General features: G+C 70.4%; 25 protein-coding genes. 22 read left to right on the plus strand and 3 right to left on the minus strand.

Features of this window, described 5'->3' with window-relative positions:
• Positions 1-5: 5 nt before the first annotated feature.
• The 16 genes from ftsY to KIK06_RS28555 all read left to right on the plus strand — a co-directional run bounded on the left by ftsY (position 6) and on the right by KIK06_RS28555 (position 15,647).
• Positions 6-1,190, plus strand: a complete 1,185-nt coding sequence (gene ftsY / locus KIK06_RS28480) for a signal recognition particle-docking protein FtsY (protein ID WP_017598210.1) — start codon at positions 6-8, stop codon at positions 1,188-1,190.
• Between the two features lie 435 nt (positions 1,191-1,625).
• Entirely contained in the window at positions 1,626-2,957 is a 1,332-nt protein-coding gene (locus KIK06_RS28485; RefSeq protein WP_268645746.1) for an ammonium transporter, read from the plus strand.
• Between the two features lie 392 nt (positions 2,958-3,349).
• A complete protein-coding gene (locus KIK06_RS28490; protein ID WP_268645747.1) occupies positions 3,350-4,588 on the plus strand; it encodes a hypothetical protein in 1,239 nt (412 codons plus the stop codon).
• A 70-nt stretch (positions 4,589-4,658) separates the two neighbouring features.
• Positions 4,659-6,260, plus strand: a complete 1,602-nt coding sequence (gene ffh / locus KIK06_RS28495) for a signal recognition particle protein (protein ID WP_017598213.1) — start codon at positions 4,659-4,661, stop codon at positions 6,258-6,260.
• Between the two features lie 289 nt (positions 6,261-6,549).
• The gene (gene rpsP, locus KIK06_RS28500; protein ID WP_026127534.1) at positions 6,550-7,008 is read left to right on the plus strand and encodes a 30S ribosomal protein S16; all 459 of its coding nucleotides are present in this window, start codon (positions 6,550-6,552) and stop codon (positions 7,006-7,008) included.
• Position 7,009: 1 nt separating this feature from the next.
• Positions 7,010-7,252 (plus strand): RNA-binding protein, encoded by a 243-nt coding sequence (locus tag KIK06_RS28505; RefSeq protein ID WP_017598215.1) that lies wholly within the window; start codon positions 7,010-7,012, stop codon positions 7,250-7,252.
• 118 nt (positions 7,253-7,370) lie between these two features.
• Positions 7,371-7,883, plus strand: coding sequence for a ribosome maturation factor RimM (rimM, locus tag KIK06_RS28510; protein ID WP_268645748.1), 513 nt, complete (start codon positions 7,371-7,373; stop codon positions 7,881-7,883).
• A 10-nt stretch (positions 7,884-7,893) separates the two neighbouring features.
• A complete protein-coding gene (gene trmD, locus KIK06_RS28515) occupies positions 7,894-8,673 on the plus strand; it encodes a tRNA (guanosine(37)-N1)-methyltransferase TrmD (RefSeq protein ID WP_268645749.1) in 780 nt (259 codons plus the stop codon).
• Positions 8,674-8,849: 176 nt separating this feature from the next.
• Positions 8,850-9,209, plus strand: coding sequence for a 50S ribosomal protein L19 (rplS, locus tag KIK06_RS28520; protein WP_017598218.1), 360 nt, complete (start codon positions 8,850-8,852; stop codon positions 9,207-9,209).
• 72 nt (positions 9,210-9,281) lie between these two features.
• Positions 9,282-10,154 (plus strand): signal peptidase I, encoded by an 873-nt coding sequence (lepB, locus tag KIK06_RS28525; protein WP_017598219.1) that lies wholly within the window; start codon positions 9,282-9,284, stop codon positions 10,152-10,154.
• A 266-nt stretch (positions 10,155-10,420) separates the two neighbouring features.
• The gene (locus KIK06_RS28530; protein WP_017598220.1) at positions 10,421-10,747 is read left to right on the plus strand and encodes a DUF2469 domain-containing protein; all 327 of its coding nucleotides are present in this window, start codon (positions 10,421-10,423) and stop codon (positions 10,745-10,747) included.
• A gap of 111 nt (positions 10,748-10,858) precedes the next feature.
• Positions 10,859-11,224, plus strand: coding sequence for a YraN family protein (locus KIK06_RS28535; protein ID WP_268645750.1), 366 nt, complete (start codon positions 10,859-10,861; stop codon positions 11,222-11,224).
• Positions 11,224-12,747 (plus strand): YifB family Mg chelatase-like AAA ATPase, encoded by a 1,524-nt coding sequence (locus KIK06_RS28540; RefSeq protein ID WP_268645751.1) that lies wholly within the window; start codon positions 11,224-11,226, stop codon positions 12,745-12,747. The genes KIK06_RS28535 and KIK06_RS28540 overlap by 1 nt, the downstream gene beginning before the upstream one ends.
• A gap of 213 nt (positions 12,748-12,960) precedes the next feature.
• Positions 12,961-14,124: a DNA-processing protein DprA gene (locus KIK06_RS28545; protein ID WP_268645752.1), complete on the plus strand. Its 1,164-nt coding sequence runs from the start codon at positions 12,961-12,963 to the stop codon at positions 14,122-14,124.
• A 297-nt stretch (positions 14,125-14,421) separates the two neighbouring features.
• Positions 14,422-14,775, plus strand: a complete 354-nt coding sequence (locus KIK06_RS28550; RefSeq protein WP_268645753.1) for a RidA family protein — start codon at positions 14,422-14,424, stop codon at positions 14,773-14,775.
• 2 nt (positions 14,776-14,777) lie between these two features.
• The gene (locus tag KIK06_RS28555) at positions 14,778-15,647 is read left to right on the plus strand and encodes a tyrosine recombinase XerC (protein ID WP_268645754.1); all 870 of its coding nucleotides are present in this window, start codon (positions 14,778-14,780) and stop codon (positions 15,645-15,647) included.
• Here KIK06_RS28555 and KIK06_RS28560 read toward each other — a convergent pair whose 3' ends face one another.
• The 3 genes from KIK06_RS28560 to KIK06_RS28570 all read right to left on the minus strand — a co-directional run bounded on the left by KIK06_RS28560 (position 15,648) and on the right by KIK06_RS28570 (position 17,027).
• The gene (locus tag KIK06_RS28560; protein ID WP_268645755.1) at positions 15,648-15,983 is read right to left on the minus strand and encodes a hypothetical protein; all 336 of its coding nucleotides are present in this window, start codon (positions 15,981-15,983) and stop codon (positions 15,648-15,650) included.
• Between the two features lie 287 nt (positions 15,984-16,270).
• Positions 16,271-16,447 carry a hypothetical protein gene (locus tag KIK06_RS28565; protein WP_268645756.1) on the minus strand — a complete coding sequence of 59 codons (177 nt, stop codon included), beginning with the start codon at positions 16,445-16,447 and terminating at the stop codon, positions 16,271-16,273.
• A 79-nt stretch (positions 16,448-16,526) separates the two neighbouring features.
• Positions 16,527-17,027 (minus strand): M23 family metallopeptidase, encoded by a 501-nt coding sequence (locus KIK06_RS28570; protein ID WP_268645757.1) that lies wholly within the window; start codon positions 17,025-17,027, stop codon positions 16,527-16,529.
• A 294-nt stretch (positions 17,028-17,321) separates the two neighbouring features.
• Here KIK06_RS28570 and rpsB point away from each other — a divergent pair, with 294 nt between their 5' ends.
• From rpsB to KIK06_RS28600, 6 genes are all read left to right on the plus strand, one after another.
• Positions 17,322-18,248 carry a 30S ribosomal protein S2 gene (gene rpsB / locus KIK06_RS28575; protein ID WP_017598229.1) on the plus strand — a complete coding sequence of 309 codons (927 nt, stop codon included), beginning with the start codon at positions 17,322-17,324 and terminating at the stop codon, positions 18,246-18,248.
• A 123-nt stretch (positions 18,249-18,371) separates the two neighbouring features.
• Positions 18,372-19,208, plus strand: a complete 837-nt coding sequence (tsf, locus tag KIK06_RS28580; RefSeq protein ID WP_017598230.1) for a translation elongation factor Ts — start codon at positions 18,372-18,374, stop codon at positions 19,206-19,208.
• Between the two features lie 171 nt (positions 19,209-19,379).
• Positions 19,380-20,123: a UMP kinase gene (pyrH, locus tag KIK06_RS28585; RefSeq protein WP_026127537.1), complete on the plus strand. Its 744-nt coding sequence runs from the start codon at positions 19,380-19,382 to the stop codon at positions 20,121-20,123.
• A 59-nt stretch (positions 20,124-20,182) separates the two neighbouring features.
• Entirely contained in the window at positions 20,183-20,740 is a 558-nt protein-coding gene (frr, locus tag KIK06_RS28590; RefSeq protein WP_017598232.1) for a ribosome recycling factor, read from the plus strand.
• A 2-nt stretch (positions 20,741-20,742) separates the two neighbouring features.
• Entirely contained in the window at positions 20,743-21,672 is a 930-nt protein-coding gene (locus KIK06_RS28595; protein WP_268645758.1) for a phosphatidate cytidylyltransferase, read from the plus strand.
• A gap of 89 nt (positions 21,673-21,761) precedes the next feature.
• Positions 21,762-22,943, plus strand: coding sequence for a pyridoxal phosphate-dependent aminotransferase (locus tag KIK06_RS28600; protein ID WP_442789810.1), 1,182 nt, complete (start codon positions 21,762-21,764; stop codon positions 22,941-22,943).
• Positions 22,944-23,003 lie beyond the last annotated feature (60 nt).

The following is a 23,003-nucleotide window of genomic DNA, read 5'->3' on the forward strand; positions in this document are numbered from 1 at the left end:
CCGCTATGGACATCACCTTGCTCGCAATCCTGATCATCGTCGTCGCGCTCCTGGTGGTCGGCGGATCCTTCCTGGTCGTGTCCCGACGCTCGGTCGCGCCGGGCAAGGAGGAGACCAAGCCCGAGGCCACCGGGGAACCCCCGACAGCGGCTCCCGTGGAGGACCGCGACCGAAGCGCCGAGGCGGTCGCCACGCCTCCCGCGCAGGCGCCTCCCGCGGAGGAGGAGGCCGTCAAGCCCGCCGAGCCGGAGCTGGAGACGCCTCCGCCGTCCGCGGGCCGGATGGTGCGCCTGCGCGCCCGGCTCGCCCGTTCGCAGAGCTCCTTCGGGCAGGGACTGCTCAACCTCCTGTCCTCCGACACCCTCGACGAGGACACGTGGGAGGAGATCGAGGACACGCTCATCACCGCGGACATCGGTGTGACGTCGGCCGCCCAGATCGTCGACCACCTGCGCACGCGGGTGAAGGTGCTCGGCACCCGTGACACCGACGAGGTGCGCGCCATGCTCCGCGAGGAGCTGCTCAACCAGATCGGCGCGGACACCGACCGCGCGGTGCGCACCGCGCCGCACGGGGACCGCCCCGCCGTGATCATGGTCGTGGGCGTCAACGGCACCGGTAAGACCACGACCACGGGCAAGCTCGCCCGCGTACTCGTGGGAGACGGCCGCAGCGTCGTGCTCGGCGCGGCCGACACCTTCCGCGCCGCCGCCACCGAGCAGCTCCAGACCTGGGGCAGCCGGGTGGGCGCCCCGGTCGTGCGCAAGGAGGAGGGCGCGGACCCGGCCAGTGTCGCCTTCGACGCCGTCTCCCGGGGGATCGACGACGGCGCGGACACGGTCATCGTCGACACCGCGGGACGCCTGCACACCAAGACCGGCCTCATGGACGAGCTCGGCAAGGTCAAGCGGGTCGTCGAGAAGAAGTCGCAGGTGGACGAGGTCCTGCTGGTCCTCGACGCGACCACCGGCCAGAACGGGCTGCGCCAGGCGCGCGTGTTCGCCGAGGTCGTCAACGTGACCGGGATCGCGCTGACCAAGCTGGACGGCACCGCCAAGGGCGGCATCATCGTGCAGGTCCAGCGCGAGCTGGGCGTGCCCGTCAAGCTCGTCGGACTGGGCGAGGGGCCCGACGACCTGGCCCCGTTCGACCCCGAGGTCTTCGTGGACGCCATCCTCGCCACGGACTGAGCGCGCGGAGGACATCCGAGGCACCGGACGGCCGGGTACCCCGAACGGGACCCGGCCGTCGCCGTGTCCGGGGGTGTGACCGACGTCATGTCGTGGAAACCCGGTCGCAACACCGGAGGGAACGACCTGTCGTGAGGTTCGTTACCGTTGTGAGATCACCCCGATATGCGCACAGAGTGTTCGGAGTATCACTCTTCGTGCGTCGTGTGGTGGTGGATTCGTGCCGGCACGCGATCGTTCGCGTGGAACGATCCATCGGTTCACGCCTCCTTAACACTCCTGGCTGTCCTTTTACACGCGCGCAACATGTCGGCTCAGGACGAGAAACACCCAGGTCGGACAGTGGCGTCCGTGGTGATCCGCACGGCCCGATGATGCGCTCGCTGACGCCGCCCCTGCACGACCATCCCCCGTCCGTCCTACGGAGGCGACGAAATGATTGACTCTGGCAACACCACGTGGCTGCTGGTCAGCGCCGCGCTGGTGATGCTCATGACCCCGGGCCTGGCCTTTTTCTACGGAGGCATGTCGCGGGCCAAGAGCGTCCTCAACATGATGCTCATGAGCTTCGCGAGCATCGCCATCGTCAGTGTCCTGTGGGTGCTCGTCGGGCACTCGCTGACCTACGCCGAGGGGCCGGGAGCTCTCAACCACTTCATCGGCGGCTTCGACTACGTCGGCCTCACCAGCCTCATCGGTGAGATCGAGCCCGCCGCCGACGACGGCAGCGGCGGTTACCCGCTCCTCGTCGACGCCGGGTTCCAGATGATGTTCGCGGTCATCACCGTGGCCCTCATCAGCGGCGCCATCGCCGACCGGGCCAAGTTCGGCGCCTGGCTGATCTTCGTTCCGGTCTGGGCCCTGCTCGCCTACTTCCCCGTCGCCCACTGGGTCTGGGGCGGTGGCTGGTTCGAGCTGATCGGCATCGGTGACGCGGGCGTCATCGACTTCGCGGGCGGTACCGCCGTCCACATCAACGCCGGCGCCGCGGCCCTGGCCCTCACCGTCGTCCTCGGCCGCCGCAAGGGCTTCGGCGTGGAGTCCATGCGTCCCCACAACCTGCCCTTCGTCCTGCTGGGCGCCGCCCTGCTGTGGTTCGGCTGGTTCGGCTTCAACGCCGGTTCGGCCTACGCCGCCGACGCGACCGCCGCCCTCGCCCTGGTCAACACCCAGGTCGCCACGGCCGCCGCGATCATCGCCTGGATGCTCGTCGAGAAGCTGCGCTACGGCAAGGCCAGCGCGCTCGGGTTCGCCTCCGGCGCCGTCGCGGGTCTGGTCGCGATCACTCCCGCCGCCGCGGACGTCACCCCGATGGGCGCCATCGCCGTCGGCCTGGTCTCCGGTGCCCTGTGCGCCTACGCCATCAGCTGGAAGTTCAAGTTCAAGTACGACGACGCGCTCGACGTGGTCGGCGTGCACCTGGTCGGCGGTGTCATCGGTTCGCTGATGATCGGTCTCGTCGCCGCCTCGGCGGCCAACGGCGCCGACGGCCTCCTCTACGGCGGTGGCATCGACCTGCTGGTCGTCCAGCTGATCGCGGTTGTCGCCACCATCGTCTACTCCTTCGTCGTCACCTGGGTCATCGCCAAGATCATCGACCTCGTCATGGGCTTCCGTATCCCGGAGGAGGTCGAGACCAACGGCCTCGACCACGAGCTGCACGCCGAGTCGGCCTACGCCTTCGAGGAACTCGACGAACTGGAAGGAGCGGTCTCCTCGCCGACGCCTCCGGGCGGGGAGACGGCCTCATCGCAGGCCAAGGCCTAGCCTCGACGCTGAGGTAGCGGGACTTGCGCCGCTGACGCGGTGAGGCGATCCAAGGAGCCGGCGGGGAGTGATCCCCGCCGGCTTCGTCGTGTCGCCCCCGGGGCGCGTCCCGCCCATGGCCGGGCCGGACCGGGACTGGCCAAGGCGCGCGTCTTGGTTGGATACCCTTCAAGGCGATGCGGCGGTAGCGCCGGAGAAACCGTGGGAACCCGCCCGAGGAGAAGGCCGGGACCCGGAGACGGCCCCGTGCCCCGGACGGAACGCGCCGGGTGCAACCGCGGGCCGCGGAGCCGCATCCCACGCCAGGGACGGGACACGCGTCGGCGGTCCCCCCTTCCCAAGGATCCACGCGTATTCGTAGAGCGCCCCGTTCGTCGGGGTCAGGAGGCAAGATGGCGCCGGTCAGTCACAACAGGGGTCGCAGGAGCGGTCGTACCGCGTTCGCCGCGGCGGGCACGGTCGTCGTGCTCGGTCTGACCGGCTGCTCGACCCTCAGCGGTCTCCTGCCGGGAGGCGGGGACGAGGAGGAGCCCAGCCCCGAGCCCACGGAGTCGGTGGCCGCGGCGCCCCTCCTGGAGGAGGCTCTCGCCGACCTGGCCGACTACCCCGCGCTCACGGCGACCGGCCAGGTGGCGCAGACCGTCGGCGCGGACGTGCAGGACACCTCCCTGACGGTGGCCGACAGCGGCGCGACCGACGGCACCATCCGGGCCAACGGCAACGAGGGCGAGATCATCGACGTCGATGGCCGCACCTACGTGCGCGCCACGGAGGACTTCTGGCTGGACCGGGGGGTCTTCGGGCCGGACTCCGACGACTTCGAGGACAACTGGGTGCGCGCCTCCGCCAGCCAGGTCGGGATCGAGCCCGGCGCCGTCCTCGCCCCGCCGGTCCTGGCCGAGATCCTGGGCGGGCTGGAGGTCGAGGAGGAGGACGCCGTCAAGGAGAACCTCGACGGCACCCTCACCTACCGGATCGACCTCGCGGGCGAGCGGGACCAGGTGTGGATCAACGCCGAGACCGACCAGATCCAGCGCATCGCCATCGAGGAGCTCGTTCCCGAGGGCGCCGAGACCGGCCCCCAGGTGCGGCTCGACCTGGCCCAGGCCGACCAGCCCGCGGTCGAGGAGCTCTACGCCGGCCTGGTCACCACCGTCGAGGAGGAGCTCGCCAGCTCCCGGGACGCCCGCATCGAGGTGGCCTGGCAGGGTGAGCCGAACATGTCCTGCGGGGAGGGCCCGAACTGCACGTGGTCGGGGACCGCGTATGACGCGAGCGGGGCCGACGGCGGCAGCGTCTCGGTGCGGATGGACGTGACCTTCACCAACGACGAGCTCGGTGAGCAGCAGTGCAGCGACTCCGGCACACTGGAGGCCGGCGGCACCCTGGAGCTGTCGTGCGGAGCCGACTACAACAACTCCGAGAGCGCGGACACCGCCGACCAGGAACGCTCGGTGGACGGTTCGGCCCAGCTCTCCACCCGCGGCATGACCGATGAGGAGCAGGAGAGCGTCCTGGCGGCCCTGGGCGAGCAGCGCGAGGCGACGCTGTCCGGCGGCGCCGACGACGAGGAGAGCGGCGAGGCCACGGACGGGGAGTCCGCCGAGGAGACGGAGGGCTCCGGGAACTGAGCTCGGCCCAGGGTGGTCGAGGGCAGGTAACCTAGGAGACCAATTCCGAGACGAAGGACTGGCCACACTCGTGTTCGAGACGCTTTCCGACCGGCTGACATCGGTCTTCTCCTCGCTGCGCGGCAAGGGTCGCCTGTCGGAGGAGGACATCAACGCGACCGCGCGGGAGATCCGTCTCGCCCTCCTGGAGGCGGACGTCGCGCTTCCGGTGGTGCGCGAGTTCATCGCGCGGATCAAGGAGCGCGCCCGCGGGGAGGAGGTCTCCAAGGCCCTCAACCCGGCGCAGCAGGTCATCAAGATCGTCAATGAGGAACTGGTCGAGATCCTCGGTGGCGAGACGCGGCAGATCCGGTTCGCGAAGAACCCGCCCACCGTCATCATGCTCGCGGGCCTCCAGGGCGCCGGTAAGACCACCCTGGCGGGCAAGCTCGCCAAGTGGCTGGCCGGTGAGCGCAACACCCCGCTGCTGGTCGCCGCCGACCTCCAGCGCCCCAACGCGGTCACCCAGCTCCAGGTGGTCGGTGAGCGCGCCGGGACGCCCGTGTTCGCGCCCGAGCCGGGCAACGGGGTCGGCGACCCCGTCCAGGTCGCCCGCGAGTCCGTGGAGCACGCGCGGCGCAACAACCACAACGTGGTCATCATCGACACCGCGGGCCGCCTCGGTGTGGACACCGAGATGATGCAGCAGGCCGCGGACATCCGGGACGCGGTCAAGCCCGACGAGATCCTGTTCGTCGTCGACGCGATGATCGGTCAGGACGCGGTCAACACCGCCCAGGCCTTCCTCGACGGGGTCGGCTACGACGCGGTCGCGCTCACCAAGCTCGACGGCGACGCGCGCGGCGGTGCGGCGCTGTCCATCCGGCACATCACCGGCCGCCCGATCATGTTCGCCTCCACGGGCGAGAAGCTGGACGACTTCAACCTCTTCCACCCGGACCGGATGGCCTCGCGCATCCTGGACATGGGTGACGTCCTCTCGCTCATCGAACAGGCGGAGAGCACGTTCGACGAGGCCGAGGTCGCCAAGATGGCCTCGACCATCGCCTCGGACGAGGACTTCACGCTCGACGACTTCCTCGAGCAGATGTCGATGGTCCGCAAGCTCGGGCCGATCGGGAACCTGCTCGGCATGATGCCGGGCATGGGGCAGATGCGCGACCAGATCGACAGCATCGACGAGAAGGACCTGGACCGGATCCAGGCCATCATCCGGTCGATGACGCCCGGTGAGCGCGCCAACCCGAAGTCGATCAACGGCTCGCGCCGCCTGCGCATCGCCAATGGTTCGGGTACGCAGGTCAGTGACGTCAACGGTCTGGTCACCCGGTTCTTCGAGGCGCAGAAGATGATGCGCAAGATGAAGAACGGCGGCATGCCCGGTATGCCGGGGATGCCTGGCATGGGTGGTGGCGGCAACCGCAAGAAGGCCAAGGCCCAGGCCAAGAAGGCGAAGAAGGGCAAGCAGCGCAGCGGTAACCCCATGAAGGCCCGCCAGCAGGAGGCCGAGCGCGCCGCGCAGCGCCAGCGCCGCCAGGAGGAGGGCGATCAGACCACGCCGCAGCTGCCTCCGGGCCTCGGCGGCGGTGCCGGTCAGCCGACGCTCCCGCCCGGTCTCGGCGGTCCGAACATGCCGGACCTGTCGAATTTCAAGCTGCCGAAGAAGAAGTAGCCCGAGCCGCGGTTCGCCGTGCGCGGCTGCCGCCGCCGAAGTACGGCCGTGCGGCCCGTCCTGGGCCTGGACCCCGGGGCGGGCCGCACGCGTGTCGAAGGTGTGACGATACGCGCCCGGTGTCCTGTCCTAGGAACTCGTCGGAGTCTGGCACAATGAGTAGTCGACTAACGGTGGCTGGCCAGCCCTCTAACTCGCCCGCCGCCCACGTCTGCCCAGGCGGGTGCCACAACCCCACGTGGTTCGTCGCCGGGCGCCTAACACCGTTAATCGGGAGAAGACCACTCCAGTGGCTGTCAAACTGAAGCTCAAGCGTATGGGTAAGATCCGTACGCCCCAGTACCGCATCATCGTCGCCGACGCCCGCAACAAGCGTGACGGCAAGGCGATCGAGGAGATCGGCAAGTACCACCCCAAGGAGCACCCGAGCCTCATCGAGGTCGACTCCGAGCGGGCCCAGTACTGGCTGTCCGTGGGCGCCCAGCCGTCCGACGCGGTGAAGGTCCTCCTGCGCAAGACCGGTGACTGGCAGAAGTTCAAGGGCCTGCCCGCCCCGGCTCCGCTCCAGGTCGCCGAGGCCAAGGACCCCGAGGCCAAGGAAGCCGCCTTCCAGGCCGCCCTGAAGGAGCTCGTGCTTCCCGGCGGCGAGGCCAAGGGCAAGGCCAAGAAGTCTGAGAAGAAGGCGGACAAGGCGGCCGAGAAGCCCGCCGAGGCCGCCGAGACGGAGAAGTCCGAGGGCGAGGCCTGACGTGCTGGAAGAGGCGCTTGAGCACCTCGTGAAGGGGATCGTTGCGAACTCCGACGATGTCCAGGTGCGGGCCAGGAGGCTCCGCAAGGGCAAAGTCCTGGAGGTCCGGGTCCACCCCGACGACCTTGGCAAGGTGATCGGCCGCAACGGCCGCACCGCCAAGGCCCTGCGGACCGTGATCGGTTCCCTCGCCGGGGGCCGCTACGTCCGTGTGGACCTGCTGGACCTGCACGAGGTGCGCTGACACGCCTCACGGGGCGCCGACCGGACCGGTCGGCGCCCCGCAGTCATGCCCGGGGTCCGTCCCGGGCGCCGTCGTCCCGGCCCCGCGGGGGCCGGGCTCCAGGGAGGGACGGAGCTCCATGCAACTCGTTGTGGGCCGGATCGGCCGTGCGCACGGTGTGCGCGGTGACGTCGCGGTCGACGTGCGCACCGACGACCCGGCGGCACGCTTCGCCGTGGGCTCCGTGCTCGCCACCGACCCCGCCGGCACGGGACCCCTGCGCGTGGCCGCCACCCGTCGCCACAGCGGGAAGCTGCTCGTACGCTTCGAGGGCGTCAAGGACCGGGACGCGGCCGAGGAGCTGCGCGGCACCGTCCTGCTGGTGGACTCCGCCGACATCGCCCCGATCGACGACCCCGACGAGTTCCACGACCACGAACTCATCGACCTGGCCGTGGTGACCACCGACGGCGACCCCGTCGGCCGGGTGGAGGACGTGCTCCACCACGCGCAGGACGTCCTGGTCGTCGCCACCGCGGACGGGCGGGAGGTCCTCGTGCCGTTCGTGTCCGCCCTGGTCCCCGAGGTCGACGTGGCCGCGGGCCGACTCGTCATCGACCCGCCCGACGGCCTGCTCGACCTCGCCGAGTGAAGGGGCGCCCATGCGCATCGACATCATCAGCATCTTCCCCGACTACTTCGCCCCCCTGGACCTGTCGCTGATCGGCAAGGCGCGCACCGCCGGCCTGCTTGACGTCCGTGTCCACGATCTGCGGTCCTGGACCCACGATCGGCACAACACCGTCGATGACACGCCCTACGGCGGCGGCCCCGGCATGGTGATGAAACCCGAGCCGTGGGGTGAGGCGCTCGACGAGGTCGTGGGTGAGGGCCCCGCGCGGCTGATCCTGCCGACCCCGAGCGGGCGTCCGTTCCGCCAGGCCGACGCCGAGCGGCTCGCGGGGGAGGAGCGGCTGGTCTTCGGGTGCGGTCGCTACGAGGGGATCGACGCGCGCGTGGCGGTGGAGGCCGCGCGGAGGATGCCGGTCGAGGAGTTGAGCATCGGCGACTACGTGCTCAACGGAGGCGAGTCCGCCACGCTGGTGATGGTCGAGGCGATCACCCGTCTCCTGCCCGGTGTGCTCGGGAACACGGAGTCGGCTGTGCAGGACTCGTTCGCCTCGGGCGGGATGGAGCACCTCGTCGAGGGCCCCGTCTACACCAAGCCCGCCACGTGGCGCGATCAGGAGGTGCCGCCGGTGCTGCTGTCGGGCAACCACGGGGCCGTCGACCGCTGGCGCCGCGACCAGGCGCTGCGCAAGACCGCGCGCAACCGCCCCGACCTGGTGGCGGCCACCCCGGAGGAGAGCCTGGACCGGCGTGACCGGGAGGTTCTCGCCGAGGAGTCCGTTCGGGACGGCGGCCAACCTGTGGCAAACTAGGTGAGTTCCCCCCTGGTGATCGGCCGCATCCGCATGCCGGCGGTACGACGTCGGCCTCTGTGACGGTCACTCGGGCGGTTCGACAGTCAGACCCATGAGGGCCCTCGCCCGCGCACCCCTTCCCGGCCACGGCGCCGGGGACAGGACGCGGAGCGCTACCGATGAGGATTCGCGAGATGCACACCGCCATTCAGGAGCTCGAGAAGGCTCAGCTTCGCACCGACGTCCCGGAGTTCCGTCCCGGCGACACGCTCAACGTTCACGTGCGCGTGACCGAGGGCAACCGTACCCGTGTCCAGGTCTTCAAGGGCGTCGTCATCCGTCGCCAGGGCTCGGGCAACCGCGAGACCTTCACCATCCGCAAGGTGAGCTACGGCGTGGGCGTGGAGCGTACCTTCCCCATCCACACCCCGGCCGTCGAGAAGTACGAGGTCGCCGCCCGCGGCCGCGTGCGTCGCGCCAAGCTCTACTACCTGCGCGAACTGCGCGGCAAGGCTGCCCGCATTCGCGAGCGCCGCGAGCCCGTCACCAAGTAGTTCCGGACTCCCCGACGCGGCTCTCCCCTAACCTCACCGCCTCCCGGAGGGCGGCGGTATAGGCTTCGGGCGATGAGCAAAGACGACAGGGACCGCGTCGAGGACGGGGCCCAGGACGAGGATTCCGCCCGACCCGGCCCGGAGGAGCACGGCTCCGACACTGGCTCCCGAGTGCACGAGCACCCGGGAGCCAGTGGCGTCTCCGCAGGCGACGGTCCGGAGCAGGAGAAGGGGGCGGACGACGAGATGGGCAAGTCCGAGAGCAGCGAGAAGCAGGGGTCGTTCTGGAAGGAACTCCCCATCCTGATCGTCATCGCCATCGTGTTGGCCTTCGTGATCAGGACCTGGGTCATGCAGGCCTTCTACATCCCCTCCGGCTCGATGGAGAACACCCTCCTCGTGGGTGACCGGGTGCTCGTCAACAAGGTCGTCTATGAGATCCGCGAGATCGAGCGCGGCGAAGTGGTCGTCTTCAACGGTGAGGACTCATGGGACGACCCCAGCAGCGTGCAGGTGCCCGAGCCGACCAACCCGATCTCCGGCGCGTTCACGTGGGTGCAGCAGCAACTGGGGGCGGCTCCGACCGGCAGGGAGTACATCAAGCGGGTGATCGCCCTGCCGGGCGACGTGGTCGAGTGCTGCGACGAGCAGAACCGTGTCATGGTCAACGGTGTGCCCCTGGACGAGGACTACCTCTTCCCGGGCAGTCTGGAGAGCCACACCGAGTTCGGCCCGATCGAGGTGCCGGAGGGGCATCTGTGGCTGATGGGTGACCACCGCGCGATCTCCGTCGACTCCCGGTCCCACCAGAACGACCCGGGCGGCGGCGCGGTCCCGATCGACCGTGTGGAGGGGCGCGCCTTCGTGATCATCTGGCCATTCGACCAGTTCGGTTCGCTGGGTGTCCCGGAGACCTTCGAGGAACTCAACACCGCGGACGACTGAGGGGCATCGCTTCCGGGGATGACGGTGTGCGACGTGCGGACGACGGAACGGCGTCCGCCGGGGTGCGCCCCGATGACCGATGGGTGAAGGAAATCCTTCCGACGGGGTACACAGGGGCGTTCCGTGACGCATGATGGGTTCCAGGTCGTCCTCACGTCGTCCGTTCGTGGATTCGCCGCTCCGGTGGGAACAAGCCGGGGGCCGGCGGTGTCCATCGGACAGGGGGTCGAAAACGACCGGAGAGTGCGACGAAAGCGAGCGCGTGGATGAGTTCTGAGGACCTGGAGAAGTACGAGGCCGAGATGGAGCTCCAGCTCTATCGCGAGTACCGGGACGTCGTCGGGCTGTTCAGCTACGTGGTGGAGACCGAGCGTCGGTTCTACCTCACCAACCACGTCGACCTCCAGCCGCGTTCCACCGAGAACGGGGAGATGTACTTCGAAGTCGTGATGGAGGATGCCTGGGTCTGGGACATGTACCGGCCCGCCAGGTTCGTCCGCAACGTGCGTGTGGTGACGTTCAAGGACGTCAACGTCGAAGAGATCACCAAGGCCGACTTGGAGGTGCCTCCGACGGAGGGCGGTACGTCCTGACCCCTTGAGCCGGTGGCGGACCCGACCGCCACCGGGTTATCCACAGCTGGACGACGACCCCTGGCGCGCCGCCCGCCGATCACCGACCGTGGTAACGGGAGGTGGTCGGTGATGGACGAGTGGGCCGTGTACCGCCGTGCGCTGGGTGGGCGCGGCGAAGATCTGGCGGCGGTCTTCCTCGAGCGGGCCGGGATGCGGGTACTCGACCGCAACTGGCGCGTCCCGGGCGGGGAGATCGACATCGTCGCCAGGGACGGCCCCGCGCTGGTCGTCGTCGAGGTCAAAACACGCACCTCAGTCCGCTTCGGTCACCCGATCGACGCGCTCACCCCGGCCAGACGGCACCGCCTGCGCGGACTCGGCGCGGCCTGGGCGGCCCGGCACCGGACGCCCGCCCGGCCGTTGCGCGTCGACGGGGTCGGCGTCCTGGTGTCCGGCGGTCGTGTGTTCGTCTCCCACGAACGGGGGATGGGCTGATGTCGTTCGGACGCGCCCACTGCGTCACCCTGGTCGGAGTCCAGGGGCACGTCGTGGAGGTGGAGGTCCACCTGGGCGGCGGCAACCCCGGGGTGACCCTGGTCGGGCTGCCCGACGCCGCCCTCCGGGAGGCACGCGACCGTATCCGGGCGGCCGTGGTCAACAGCGGGGAGCGCTGGCCCAGCGGCCAGATCACCATCAGCCTCTCCCCGGCCAGCCTGCCCAAGTCCGGGAGCCTCTTCGATCTCGCCATCGCCGGCGCCGTCCTGGCGGCCTCGGGCGAGGTGCCGATGGACCGTCTGGCCGACACCGTCCTCCTCGCCGAGTTGGGCCTGGACGGGCGCGCCCGTCCCGTACGCGGGGTACTCCCCGCCGTGGTCGCGGCGGTCGACCGAGGCCATGATCGCTTCGTCGTCGCGCGAGGCAACGCCGACGAGGCCCGGCTCGTGCCCGGTGTCGAGGTGCGGGCGGTGGACGCGCTGGCCGACGTGTGCCACTGGCTGCGCGGCGGCGATCCGCTCGAGGAACCCGACGAACCGCGCGGTGCGTCCGTGAACACCGCGGAGGGCCCCGGGGTGGACCTGGCCGACGTGCTCGGACAGCCGGTGGCGCGCGGGGCGGTGGAGATCGCGGCAGCCGGAGGGCACAACCTCATGATGCTGGGTCCGCCGGGGACGGGGAAGAGCCTGCTGGCCGAACGGCTGCCCACGGTGCTGCCCCGGCTCACCCCGGCCGAGGCGCTGGAGGCGACGGCGATCCACTCGGTGGCGGGCAGCCTGCCGCGAGGGGCGCCGCTGATCACCTCCCCGCCCTTCGCCGCACCGCACCACTCCGCCAGCCGCGCCGCGATCATCGGAGGCGGCAGCGGGCACCCCACACCCGGTTGGGCCTCCAAGGCCCATCACGGCGTGCTCTTCGTGGATGAGGCCCCCCAGTTCAGCCGAGGCGTCCTGGATTCGCTGCGCGAACCCCTGGAACGGGGCGAGGTCGTCCTGGCCAGGGCCGCGGCCACGGTGGTCCTGCCTGCCCGCTTCCAGCTCGTGATGGCGGCCAATCCGTGCCCCTGTGCCAAACCCGGCTCCCTGTGCACCTGCCCGCCGGGCGAGCGCCGCAGATACATGTCGCGGCTCTCCGGCCCCCTGCTCGACCGGGTCGACCTCAAGGTGGAGCTCCAGCCCGTGGCACGGGCCGAACTCCTCGCGGACCGGGCGTTCGCCGAATCCTCGGCGGTCGTGGCGGCGCGGGTGGAGAAGGCACGGGCCCGTGCGGCGGCACGGCTGTCGCACACACCGTGGACCACCAACGCACAGATCCCGGGGGCGCGGCTCCGCCGGGAGTTCCCGGTGGACCCGGCCGCGCTGCGGGTGCTCGGCGGGGCCATGGACCGGGGCCAGATCAGTGCCCGGGGCGTCGACCGCGCGTTGCGGGTCGCCTGGACCCTGGCCGACCTCGCAGATCGGGACCGTCCCGGTGAGGAGGAGACCGCCTACGCCTTCGCGCTCTGGTCGGGGCGCGCGTGGTGACGCGGCCTTCGGGCCTGGGACCGGGGAGACGGGTGGAGGGGCGCGGTCACGGGCCGCCACGTGAAGACGGATCCGGGACAGGGCGTCGACGTGAGCGCGGCGACGTGGTGGGGAGCGGAACGGGCGTGCCGGAAGCCGGAAGGCACACGAGTGAACGGACGTGCGGATTCGAGGACCCGGCCACGCGGCGATGTGGTGGGGAAGGGGGAGCCGGTGATCGGACGGGACGGTGAGGGGGAGGCGGACGCCCGGGCGCGGGCCTGCCTGACGGCCGTGGTGCCGCCGGGGGACCCGTGGGTGGGGGAGATGCTCGCCGACCACGGTGCGGACCGGGTGTGGGCGGAGCTGACGGCGGGCGCGCCACCGCCGACCGTATCGAGCGCCGTCGAAGCCGATCCGATCACTCGGGACCGGCTGCGACGGCGCTGGGAACGGTGGAGCCTCAGGGCCGCGGCAGTGGACGCCGACGCCCTGCTGAGCGCGTCGGCCGAGGCCGGGATCCGGTTCGTGGTGCCGGGTGATCCGGAGTGGCCGGGCCGGCTCGAGGCCCTGGACCTGCCGGGCGGTGGTCGATCGCACGGCCTGTGGGTACGCGGCCGGGGCGACCTGCGCAACCTGTGCCTGCGCTCGGTGGCCGTCGTGGGCGCACGGGCCGCGACCGCCTACGGGGAGCACGTCGCCTCGGAGCTCTCCTACGACCTGGCCGCGCGTTCGGTCGTGGTGGTCTCCGGGGGCGCGTACGGCATCGATGGAGCGGCGCACCGGGCCGCACACGCGGTGGGCGACACCGTGGTCGTGCTGGCCTGCGGACTGGACGTGGACTACCCGAAGGGGCACGCGGGCCTGTTCGCGGACGTGGTCAGAAGCGGTGTCCTGGTGAGTGAGCGGCCCGTGGGGGCCGCGCCCCGCGCCCCCGACTTCCTGGTGCGCAACCGGCTGATCGCGGCGCTCACACCCGGAACCGTGGTCGTGGAGGCCGGGCGGCGCAGTGGGGCGTTGAACACCGCCTCGCACGCGGTGGAGATGCACCGAACGCTCATGGCGGTACCGGGTCCGGTGACGTCGGCGATGTCGGTGGGGTGCCACATCCTGCTCCGTGACTGGCAGGCGGGCTGCGTCACCTGTGCCGACGACGTGGTCGCCCAGGTGGTGCCCCTGGACGACGAACCCCCGGGGCCCGGGCCGCTGCGGGTGGCGGCCGACCTCGACCCCGAGACGGCACGGGTGCTGGAGGCCGTGCCACGGGCCGGGGCGGGGACCGCGACGATCGCCGCGCACAGCGGAGCCACCCTGGGGCAGGCCATGCGGTCCCTGGGACTGCTCGCGGCCGCGGGGTACGTGGAGCGCTGTGCCACCGGCTGGCGGATTCCGAGGTGAGGGGGACCCGTTCGCCGCCGAGTACGGAGGCCGTCGGGTACAGCGCCGGTTCCGTCGTCGGGGGTGGTCGGGGATGGAGGAGTACGGAACGGACGGGCCGGTTCCATCCCGGGGCGGATCGGGGCGGGGCTCGCCGAGGCGGTGGCGCGGCCCCCGGCACGGAGCGGTTCGGCTGCCTGACGCGGTGCGGCGGTCGGAGCCGGTATCGGCCGTGGCGTTGATGCGGCCGCCGCCGGCGGGTGTCCCGCTCGGGCACGCGCCGGGTTCCGTCGCAGCGGTGAGGGTACGGTCAATGTCATGGCTTCCACGTACAGCGATGCCCTCCTGGCCGACGGTCCCCTCCTGTTCGTGTCCGGACAGACCCCGCAGGCGCCCGACGGGAGTGTCGCCGGGGACGTGACGGGTCAGACCCGCCAGATCTTCCGGAACATCGAGGCCGTCCTCGCCCGGCATGGCGCCGACCTCACCCACGTGGTGAAGCTCACCTACTACCTGCGCCACATCGCCGACCTCGACGAGTTCCGACCCGCGCTCCTGTCCTGCCTCCCCGGGGACCACCGCCCGGCCGCGACCCTGGTGGAGGTCAGCGGTCTGATCAACCCGAGTTACCTGCTGGAGATCGACGCCGTCGCCTGTCTGCCCCGGGGGTGAGCGTGCTGGAACCCTTCGCCGCCCATCTGTCCGGCGAGCTCGGCCGGTCGCCGCACACGGTGCGCGGCTACCTCGCCGACCTGCGCTCGCTCCTGGCACATCTGGAGGAGACCGGGCACGAGGTGGCGGAACTGGACGTGCCGCTGGTGCGCGCCTGGCTCTCGCGCGCCCGCGACGCCGGGGCGAGCCGGGCCACGGTCGCGCGTCGGGTGGCCGCCGTGCGGGCCTTCACGCGGTTCCTGCACCGCGAGGGCGTCCTGGCCACCGATCCGGGGCCACGCCTGGCCAGCCCCGCCCAGCGCAGGTCGCTGCCGACGGTGCTGGACGAGCGCCAGGCCGCCGAGGCGCTCTCCGGCGCGTCCGCCGAGTCTCCGGTCGAGCTGCGCCGCCACGCCGTGGTGGAGACGCTCTACGCCACGGGCGTGCGGGTGGCCGAGTTGTGCGCACTGGATCTGGACGACGTGGACCGGGAACGGAACACGGTGCGCGTGGTGGGCAAGGGGAACAAGGAGCGCACGGTACCGGTGGGAACGCCCGCCCTGGACGCGCTGGACGCCTGGCTCGCCGCGGGGCGGCCTGAGTGGGCCACTCAGGCCAGCGGCGCGGCGGTGTTCCTCGGGGCCCGAGGCGGTCGCCTGGGGGTGCGCCAGGCCAGGGAGGACGTCCACGCCCACCTGCGCGCCGCCGGGGTGGACGGCGGTCCGCACGGTCTGCGGCACAGCGCCGCCACCCATCTGCTCAACGGCGGCGCCGACCTGCGTAGCGTCCAGGAGTTCCTCGGTCACGCCAGCCCCCGCAGCACCCAGGTGTACACGCACGTGTCCGTGGACCGGCTCCGCGACACCTACCGGCAGGCCCACCCCCGCGCCTGACTACTCTTCGGCGCTCCTCTCCGCCTCGGGGGCGGCGAGTCGTCGACGGAAGACCAGGGCAGTCACCCCGACCGCCCCGGCGATCGTCGTCGGCACCGCCACCAGGATCGCCGTCGCGATGCGTGCGCGTCGGAGGCGCTCACACGTGTCCTCCTCGCGCGCCCACCATTCCGACGTGATGCCGTCGTCGTTCTCGTCATACACGGAGTTGCTTCCCAGGGCGCTGACGCAGGCGACTTTTCCGTCGGCCTCGGTCACCAGGTCGGGGGGCCACAAGAGGAGGCACAGGACGGTTCCGGAGCCGATGGTGGACAGGAACAGACTGATGAGGATCACGTACTGTGTTCGACGGCGATGGAGGGCGGAACGAGCCGTGTTCGTGGGTGCGCTGGCCCCGGATTCTTCACCGCTCATGTGTCAGAGTTCCGTGGTTTCACGATGCGATGGCGACTTGGTCATCGTCCGGCCATTTCATCATTTCTTCGTGGCGTTCAGTACGGGTGTCGATGGACTGCCATGTCGTGGTGGTCTCCGCTGTGGCACCAGGGTTGTCCTCCACACCGGATGGGTTGAGGATGATCTCATGGACTCCTGTGGCCACTCTTCGCTTGTCTTCGCTGGTTTCACGGGGGAAGGTTGAGGTGTCGTCTGTCCGCGTCGTGCTCGTAGAACCCATCGGCCTCTTCGTCGAAATCCTCGATGCAGGTGCGGAAGACAACGGGGAAGGATTCGGCGACCACCGGATTGATCTCGGCGAACCGTATCTTCGGGTCTGTGGGATTTCCGGGGTTACCGTTCATGGTCTCCCGGGTGAAGGGAGCCCGCGCCCTGGAGCCAGGCCGCGTTGGTTCCTTTTCCCGGATGCCGTCGTTCCCGGACTCACAGCGGTGCGCCGAGGGGAAACAGTCGGATCTCCCCGCGGCCGAGCAGGGACAATGGGTCCAGATGGGTGGCGCCTTCGAGCAGGCCCCAGTGCAGGCAGGGGCGGTCGGCGCAGTGCGTCGGCCCGTCCGCGAGCGTTCCGATCACCTGTCCGGCCTCGACCGGCTCGCCCCGGGCGAGCGCGGACTCCACCGGCAGGTAGGTGGTGCGCAGGTCGCCGTGGGCCACGCTGACCAGGGGGGTTCCCGCCACGGGGCCGACGAAGTGCACCCTTCCGGGGCCGGCCGCGTACACCTCGTCCCCCGGTTCGGCGGCGAGGTCGACGCCCAGGTGGCCGGGGAGCCAGCGCTGCGCCGGTGGGTCGAATCCGTGCAGGACCGTCACCGGCGCGGCCAGGGGCCAGCGCCAGGCGGCCCGCGCGGTGGTTCGGTCCGGGGTGAGGGGGAACAGCAGAAGGGAGAAGGCCAGCAGCAGACGGATGAGACGGCGAGGGCTCATGCGTCAAGGATCCGGTGAACGGGGGTGGTGTGCCAGGGGTCGGGGGAATCTGTGGACAACCCGCCCACAGGGGGTGGTGCCCCCTGGACACAGCGCAGGTCCTGTGTATCCCCGACGGAGGATAGAATCGTCTGCGGCCCATCGGGCCAACCACAATTCGCACGTCCACACGCCTCCCCCCGGGAGGGGCCGCACCCACGGTCCACACCGCTTCGGCGGAGTGGCGGTACGGCCGGGGCGTCAGGCACAACCGACGGCGGAGTTCGTCTCCGCCACCGCAAGGAGGACCAGGTCATGGCCACAGTCGTGACGATCCGCCAGCTCCTGGAGAGCGGCGTCCACTTCGGGCACCAGACCCGCCGCTGGAACCCGAAGATGAAGCGCTTCATCTTCACCGAGCGCAACGGCATCTACATCATCGACCTCCAGAAGTCGCTGGCCTACATCGACCGGGCCTACGAGTTCGTCAAGCAGACGGTCGCCCACGGCGGCACCATCCTGTTCGTCGGCACCAAGAAGCAGGCCCAGGAGGCCATCGACGAGCAGGCCCGCCGCGTCGGCATGCCCTTCGTCAACCAGCGCTGGCTGGGCGGCATGCTCACCAACTTCTCCACCGTTCACAAGCGGCTCCAGCGCCTCAAGGAGCTGGAGGAGATCGACTTCGACGACGTCGCCGGCTCCTCGCTCACCAAGAAGGAGCTCCTCAACCTCCGCCGCGAGAAGGAGAAGCTGGAGCGCACCCTCGGTGGTATCCGCGACATGTCCCGCGTGCCCAGCGCCGTGTGGATCGTGGACACCAAGAAGGAGCACATCGCGATCAGCGAGGCCCGGAAGCTGAACATCCCGGTCGTCGCGATCCTGGACACCAACTGCGACCCCGACGAGGTCGACTACCCGATCCCGGGTAACGACGACGCCATCCGCAGCGTCAGCCTGCTCACCCGCGTCGTCGCCGACGCCGTCGCCGACGGTCTGCTGGCCCGCTCCGGCGCCTCCGGCGCCGAGGCCGCCGGTGAGGAGAAGGCCGCCGAGGAGCCCCTGGCCGAGTGGGAGCGCGAGCTCCTGGAGGGCAAGGGCGAGGCCGCCTCCACCGAGGCCGCCGCTCCCGCCGCGGAGACCCCGGCTGAGGCCCCGGCTGAGGCCGCCGCCGAGGCTCCGGCCGAGGCCGCCGCCGACAAGCCCGCTGAGGAGACCCCGGCCCCCGAGGCCTCCGCCGAGTAGGCACCGGGTCATCCCACCCCGCCGCCCCACCGACGCCGGTGGGGCGGCTCACGCGGGTCCGCGGGTGCCGCCCCGTGGCCCCAGACCACCGACGCTCCACTCCAAGGGAATCCGAGAACAGTCATGGCGAACTTCACCGCCGCGGACGTCAAGAAGCTGCGCGACATGACCGGCTCCGGCATGATGGCCTGCAAGAAGGCCCTCACCGAGGCCGAGGGCGACTTCGACAAGGCCGTCGAGGCCCTGCGCATCAAGGGTGCGAAGAAGCAGGCTGAGCGCGGCGAGCGCACCGCCGCCCAGGGCATGGTCGTCCTCAAGCAGGAGGGCGAGGGCAAGGCCACCCTGATCGAGCTCAACTGCGAGACCGACTTCGTCGCCAAGAACGAGCAGTTCATCGCGCTCGCCAACGAGGTCGCCGACTTCGTCGTCAACTCTGACAGCGATGACCTCGCCACCGTCGCCGCCGCCGAGATCGAGCCGGGCAAGACGCTCCAGGCCTTCATCGAGGAGAAGGGCGCGGTCATCGGCGAGAAGCTGGAGCTTCGCCGCATCGCCAAGTTCGAGGGCGCCTACGTCGCCAGCTACCTGCACAAGTCCGACCCCGACCTGCCGCCCACCATGGGTGTCCTGGTCGAGCTGGACAAGGCCGACGCCGAGGTGGGCAAGGACGTCGCCCAGCAGATCGCCGCTCTGGCTCCGCAGTACGTCGGCAAGGACGACGTCCCGGCCGACGTGGTGGAGAAGGAGCGCAGCATCGCTGAGCAGACCACCCGCGAGGAGGGCAAGCCCGAGCAGGCGATCCCCAAGATCGTGGAGGGCCGTCTGAACGGCTTCTTCAAGGAGGTCACCCTCCTCGGCCAGCCGTTCGTCAAGGAGAACAAGAAGACGGTCCAGAAGGTCGTCGACGAGGCCGGCGTGACCGTCAAGCGCTTCGTCCGCTTCAAGGTCGGCCAGGCCTAGGGATTTTGACATGATGGAGGTGCCGGGGAGAGTGCTCCCCGGCACCTTCGGCGGATATGGGCGGGTTCAAACGCGTGAGCGCCCCGTCCGTCCGCAGCAGGAGCACTCGGGGGACCCTGTGCCGCTCGGGAACAACAAGGGAGGCCACAGGCCGTGTCGGAGAACAAAGCGATGAGCACCGAGACCGCCATGCACGATTCCGGGTGGAAGCGTGTGATGCTCAAACTCTCCGGAGAGGCCTTCGCCGGTGGCGGCGGCCTGGGTATCGACCCCGAGGTCGTCCAGTACGTCGCGGAGTCCATCGCCGAGGCCGTCTCCGAGGGCATCCAGGTCGCCGTCGTGGTCGGCGGCGGCAACATGTTCCGCGGCGCGCAGCTCACCGAGGGCGGCATCGAGCGGGGCCGGGCCGACTACATGGGCATGCTCGGCACGGTGATCAACTGCCTCGCCCTCCAGGACTTCCTGGAGCGCCTCGGTGTGGACACGCGCGTGCAGACCGCGATCCACATGAGCCAGGTCGCCGAGGCCTACATCCCGCGCCGTGCCGTCCGCCACCTGGAGAAGGGCCGTGTGGTCATCTTCGGCGCGGGTCTGGGCGCGCCGTTCTTCTCCACCGACACCACCGCCGCCCAGCGCGCGCTGGAGATCGGGGCGCAGGCGGTCCTCAAGGGCACCCAGGTCGACGGGGTCTACGACTCCGACCCGCAGCGCAACCCGGACGCGGTCAAGTTCGACAAGCTCAACTACAACGAGGTCCTCACCCGCGGCCTCAAGGTCATGGACGCCACGGCCGTCAGCCTGTGCATGGACAACGGGCTGCCCATCGTCGTGTTCGACCTGATGAGCCAGGGCAACATCCTGCGCGCCGTTCGCGGTGAGAAGATCGGCACCATCGTCGGACCGGCCTCCGCCTGAGGCGGGTGCGCCACCCCAGTAAGCCACGAACACCAGAGTCGATTCCGGGAGCGCTGACAATGATCGAAGAGACCCTCCTCGAGGCCGAGGAGAAGATGGAGAAGGCCGTCGCGGTCGCCAAGGAGGACTTCTCCACGATCCGCACGGGTCGTCCCACGCCCGCGACCTTCAACAAGATCACCGTGGAGTACTACGGTGCCAGGACGCCGATCAACCAGCTGGCCTCGTTCTCGGTTCCCGAACCGCGCATGGTGGTCATCTCGCCGTTCGACGTCAACGCGCGGACCGAGATCATCAACGCCATCCGCAACAGCGACCTGGGCGTGAACCCGTCCGACGACGGTCAGGTCATCCGCGTGGTGTTCCCGGACCTGTCCGAGGAGCGCCGCAAGGAGTACGTGAAGGTGGCTCGGACCAAGGCCGAGGACAGCAAGGTCTCGATCCGCAACATCCGCCGGCACGCCAAGGACGCGTTCGAGAAGGGCGTCAAGGCGGGCGAGCTCGGTGAGGACGAGGCGCACCGCGCCCAGGCCGAACTGGACAAGCTCTCCCACACGTACGTCGCGTCGATCGACGAGCTGCTCAAGCACAAGGAAGCGGAACTGCTCGAGGTTTAGTGGTGACCACTCCTTCCAGCGGCTCCGGAGGCGACGACCTCTCGCCGGAGCACAGACCCGACGAGGGATCGCCCGCCGATGAGGCCGCCGGGCAGCGCTTCGTGCTGCACAAGCCGGGAGGTGAGCCGGTGAAGACCGGTCGCAACCTCCCGGTGGCCATCGCGAGCGGGTGCGTCCTGGGCGCACTCGTCTTCTTCTCGATCTTCCCCCTGCCCCAGCTGTTCACGATCATCACCTCGCTCGGGGTGCTGATCGGTCTGCGCGAGGTCAACCGGGCGTTCGCCGGGAAGGGCATGACCCTGGCCGTGGCGCCGATGGCCGTCGGCGGCGTGGCCATGCAGGTCTGCGCGTACTTCGGCGGCGCCGACTGGTTGGCCGGGGCGACGGCGCTCACCGCCATCGCCCTGCTCGTGTGGCGGCTGCGCGGCGGCGCGGAGGGGTTCGTCGCCGACGTGTCGGCGAACCTGTTCACCCTGGTCTACCTGCCGTTCCTGCTCGGCACGTGGCAGCTGCTCATCTCCCACCCGGAGGACGGGCAGCTCCGCCTGGTGACGTTCATCGTGGTGACCATCTCCAGTGACATCGGCGGGTACTTCGCCGGGATCCTGCTCGGTCGGCACAAGATGGCACCGGTGATCAGCCCGAACAAGACGTGGGAGGGCTTCGGCGGCTCGGTCGTCGGTTGCGCGCTGGCCGGTGCCCTGTGCGTCGTCCTGATGCTGGACGGGCCCTGGTGGGTCGGTGTGCTGTTGGGGCTGGCGGTCGTGCTCGCGGCCACGGTGGGCGACCTCATCGAGTCGCTCTTCAAGCGCGACCTCGGCGTCAAGGACATGGGCAGCTTCATGCCGGGGCACGGCGGACTGATGGACCGCCTGGACTCCCTGCTCATCGCGGGGCCCGTGGTGTGGGTGGTGCTGAGCCTGCTGCTCTGACGGGGGCGCCGCGTCCGGGCCGGGCCCCGGCCGCCGGTGGCGCCCCCCAGGGGCGGCGCTGGCCGCGCCGGGGCGGATACGCTCGTTGCGTGGATGAACCGTTGATCGATCGCATGCGCTCCTACGGCGAGACCGTCTTCGCGGAGATGACCCGCCTGGCCGTCGAGACCGAATCCGTCAACCTCGGCCAGGGGTTCCCCGACACCGACGGGCCGCGCTCCCTCCTGGAAGCGGCCACCGGGCACATCCTGGACGGGGTGAACCAGTACCCGCCGGGCCCCGGCCGCCCCGAGCTGCGCCGGGCGGTGAGCCGGTACCGCGCTCGCCACTACGGCATCGAACTCGACCCCGACTCCGAGGTCTACGTGACCGTCGGAGCCACCGCCGGGATCGCCGCGTCACTGCTCGCACTGGTGGAGCGGGGCGACGAGGTGGTCGTCTTCGAGCCGATGTACGACTCCTACGCCGCGATGATCTCCCTGGCCGGGGGTGTGCGCCGACCGGTGGCCCTGCGGCCGGACCCTGAGCGGGGCGCGTTCACCTTCGACCCCGACGAACTACGCGCCGCGGTGGGCCCGCGCACCCGCGTGATCATCGTGAACACACCGCACAACCCGACGGGGACGGTGTTCACGGCGGAGGAGCTCGAGACGATCGCCCAGGTGTGCCGTGAGCACGACCTGCTCGCCCTCACCGACGAGGTGTACGAGTTCCTCACCTTCGACGGGCTGCCGCACGTGCCCCTGGCGACCCTGCCGGGGATGCGCGAGCGAACCCTGTCGGTGTCCTCGGTGGGCAAGATGTTCGCCGTCACCGCGTGGAAGACCGGCTGGGTCATGGGTCCGGAGCCGCTGGTGCGCGCCGTGCGCACGGTGAACCAGTTCCTGACCTTCTCCGCCAACGGCGCGCTCCAACTGGCGATCGCCGACGCCATCGACCACGAAGGGGCCTGGATCGAGTCCCAGCGCGCCTCCCTCCAGGCCAAACGCGACCGGCTGGCCGCGGGTCTGGTCAGAGCCGGGTTCGACGTGTATCCGTGCGAGGGCACGTACTTCCTCATGGCCGACATCAGGCCTCTGGGCCACGGCGACGGGCTGACCGTGGCCCGGGCCCTGCCACGTGAGGCCGGGGTGGCGGCGGTGCCCGCTCAGGTCTTCTACGACCACGAGGAGGAGGGCTCGCACCTGCTGCGGTTCGCGTTCTGCAAGCGGGACGAGGTGCTGGACGAGGCCGTGGACCGCCTGACCTCCTGGCGCAAGGGCGACGCTTAGTCCTGCGGCCGCCCGAACCCGGGCCGAGGCGGAGTGGAGGTCCGAACCGGGCGCGGGCGG

Source organism: Nocardiopsis sp. EMB25, from assembly GCF_026797795.1.
Classification (GTDB): domain Bacteria; phylum Actinomycetota; class Actinomycetes; order Streptosporangiales; family Streptosporangiaceae; genus Nocardiopsis; species Nocardiopsis lucentensis.

Excerpts from the sequence above, each read along its gene's own strand:
- ftsY (WP_017598210.1), top strand. The coding sequence starts at position 6 with ATGGACATCACCTTGCTCGCAATCCTGATCATCGTCGTCGCGCTCCTG.
- KIK06_RS28485 (WP_268645746.1), top strand. The coding sequence starts at position 1,626 with ATGATTGACTCTGGCAACACCACGTGGCTGCTGGTCAGCGCCGCGCTG.
- KIK06_RS28490 (WP_268645747.1), top strand. The coding sequence starts at position 3,350 with ATGGCGCCGGTCAGTCACAACAGGGGTCGCAGGAGCGGTCGTACCGCG.
- rimM (WP_268645748.1), top strand. The coding sequence starts at position 7,371 with ATGCAACTCGTTGTGGGCCGGATCGGCCGTGCGCACGGTGTGCGCGGT.
- trmD (WP_268645749.1), top strand. The coding sequence starts at position 7,894 with ATGCGCATCGACATCATCAGCATCTTCCCCGACTACTTCGCCCCCCTG.
- rplS (WP_017598218.1), top strand. The coding sequence starts at position 8,850 with ATGCACACCGCCATTCAGGAGCTCGAGAAGGCTCAGCTTCGCACCGAC.
- lepB (WP_017598219.1), top strand. The coding sequence starts at position 9,282 with ATGAGCAAAGACGACAGGGACCGCGTCGAGGACGGGGCCCAGGACGAG.
- KIK06_RS28530 (WP_017598220.1), top strand. The coding sequence starts at position 10,421 with ATGAGTTCTGAGGACCTGGAGAAGTACGAGGCCGAGATGGAGCTCCAG.
- KIK06_RS28535 (WP_268645750.1), top strand. The coding sequence starts at position 10,859 with ATGGACGAGTGGGCCGTGTACCGCCGTGCGCTGGGTGGGCGCGGCGAA.
- KIK06_RS28540 (WP_268645751.1), top strand. The coding sequence starts at position 11,224 with ATGTCGTTCGGACGCGCCCACTGCGTCACCCTGGTCGGAGTCCAGGGG.
- KIK06_RS28550 (WP_268645753.1), top strand. The coding sequence starts at position 14,422 with ATGGCTTCCACGTACAGCGATGCCCTCCTGGCCGACGGTCCCCTCCTG.
- KIK06_RS28565 (WP_268645756.1), bottom strand. The coding sequence starts at position 16,447 with ATGAACGGTAACCCCGGAAATCCCACAGACCCGAAGATACGGTTCGCC.
- KIK06_RS28570 (WP_268645757.1), bottom strand. The coding sequence starts at position 17,027 with ATGAGCCCTCGCCGTCTCATCCGTCTGCTGCTGGCCTTCTCCCTTCTG.
- rpsB (WP_017598229.1), top strand. The coding sequence starts at position 17,322 with ATGGCCACAGTCGTGACGATCCGCCAGCTCCTGGAGAGCGGCGTCCAC.
- tsf (WP_017598230.1), top strand. The coding sequence starts at position 18,372 with ATGGCGAACTTCACCGCCGCGGACGTCAAGAAGCTGCGCGACATGACC.
- pyrH (WP_026127537.1), top strand. The coding sequence starts at position 19,380 with ATGAGCACCGAGACCGCCATGCACGATTCCGGGTGGAAGCGTGTGATG.
- frr (WP_017598232.1), top strand. The coding sequence starts at position 20,183 with ATGATCGAAGAGACCCTCCTCGAGGCCGAGGAGAAGATGGAGAAGGCC.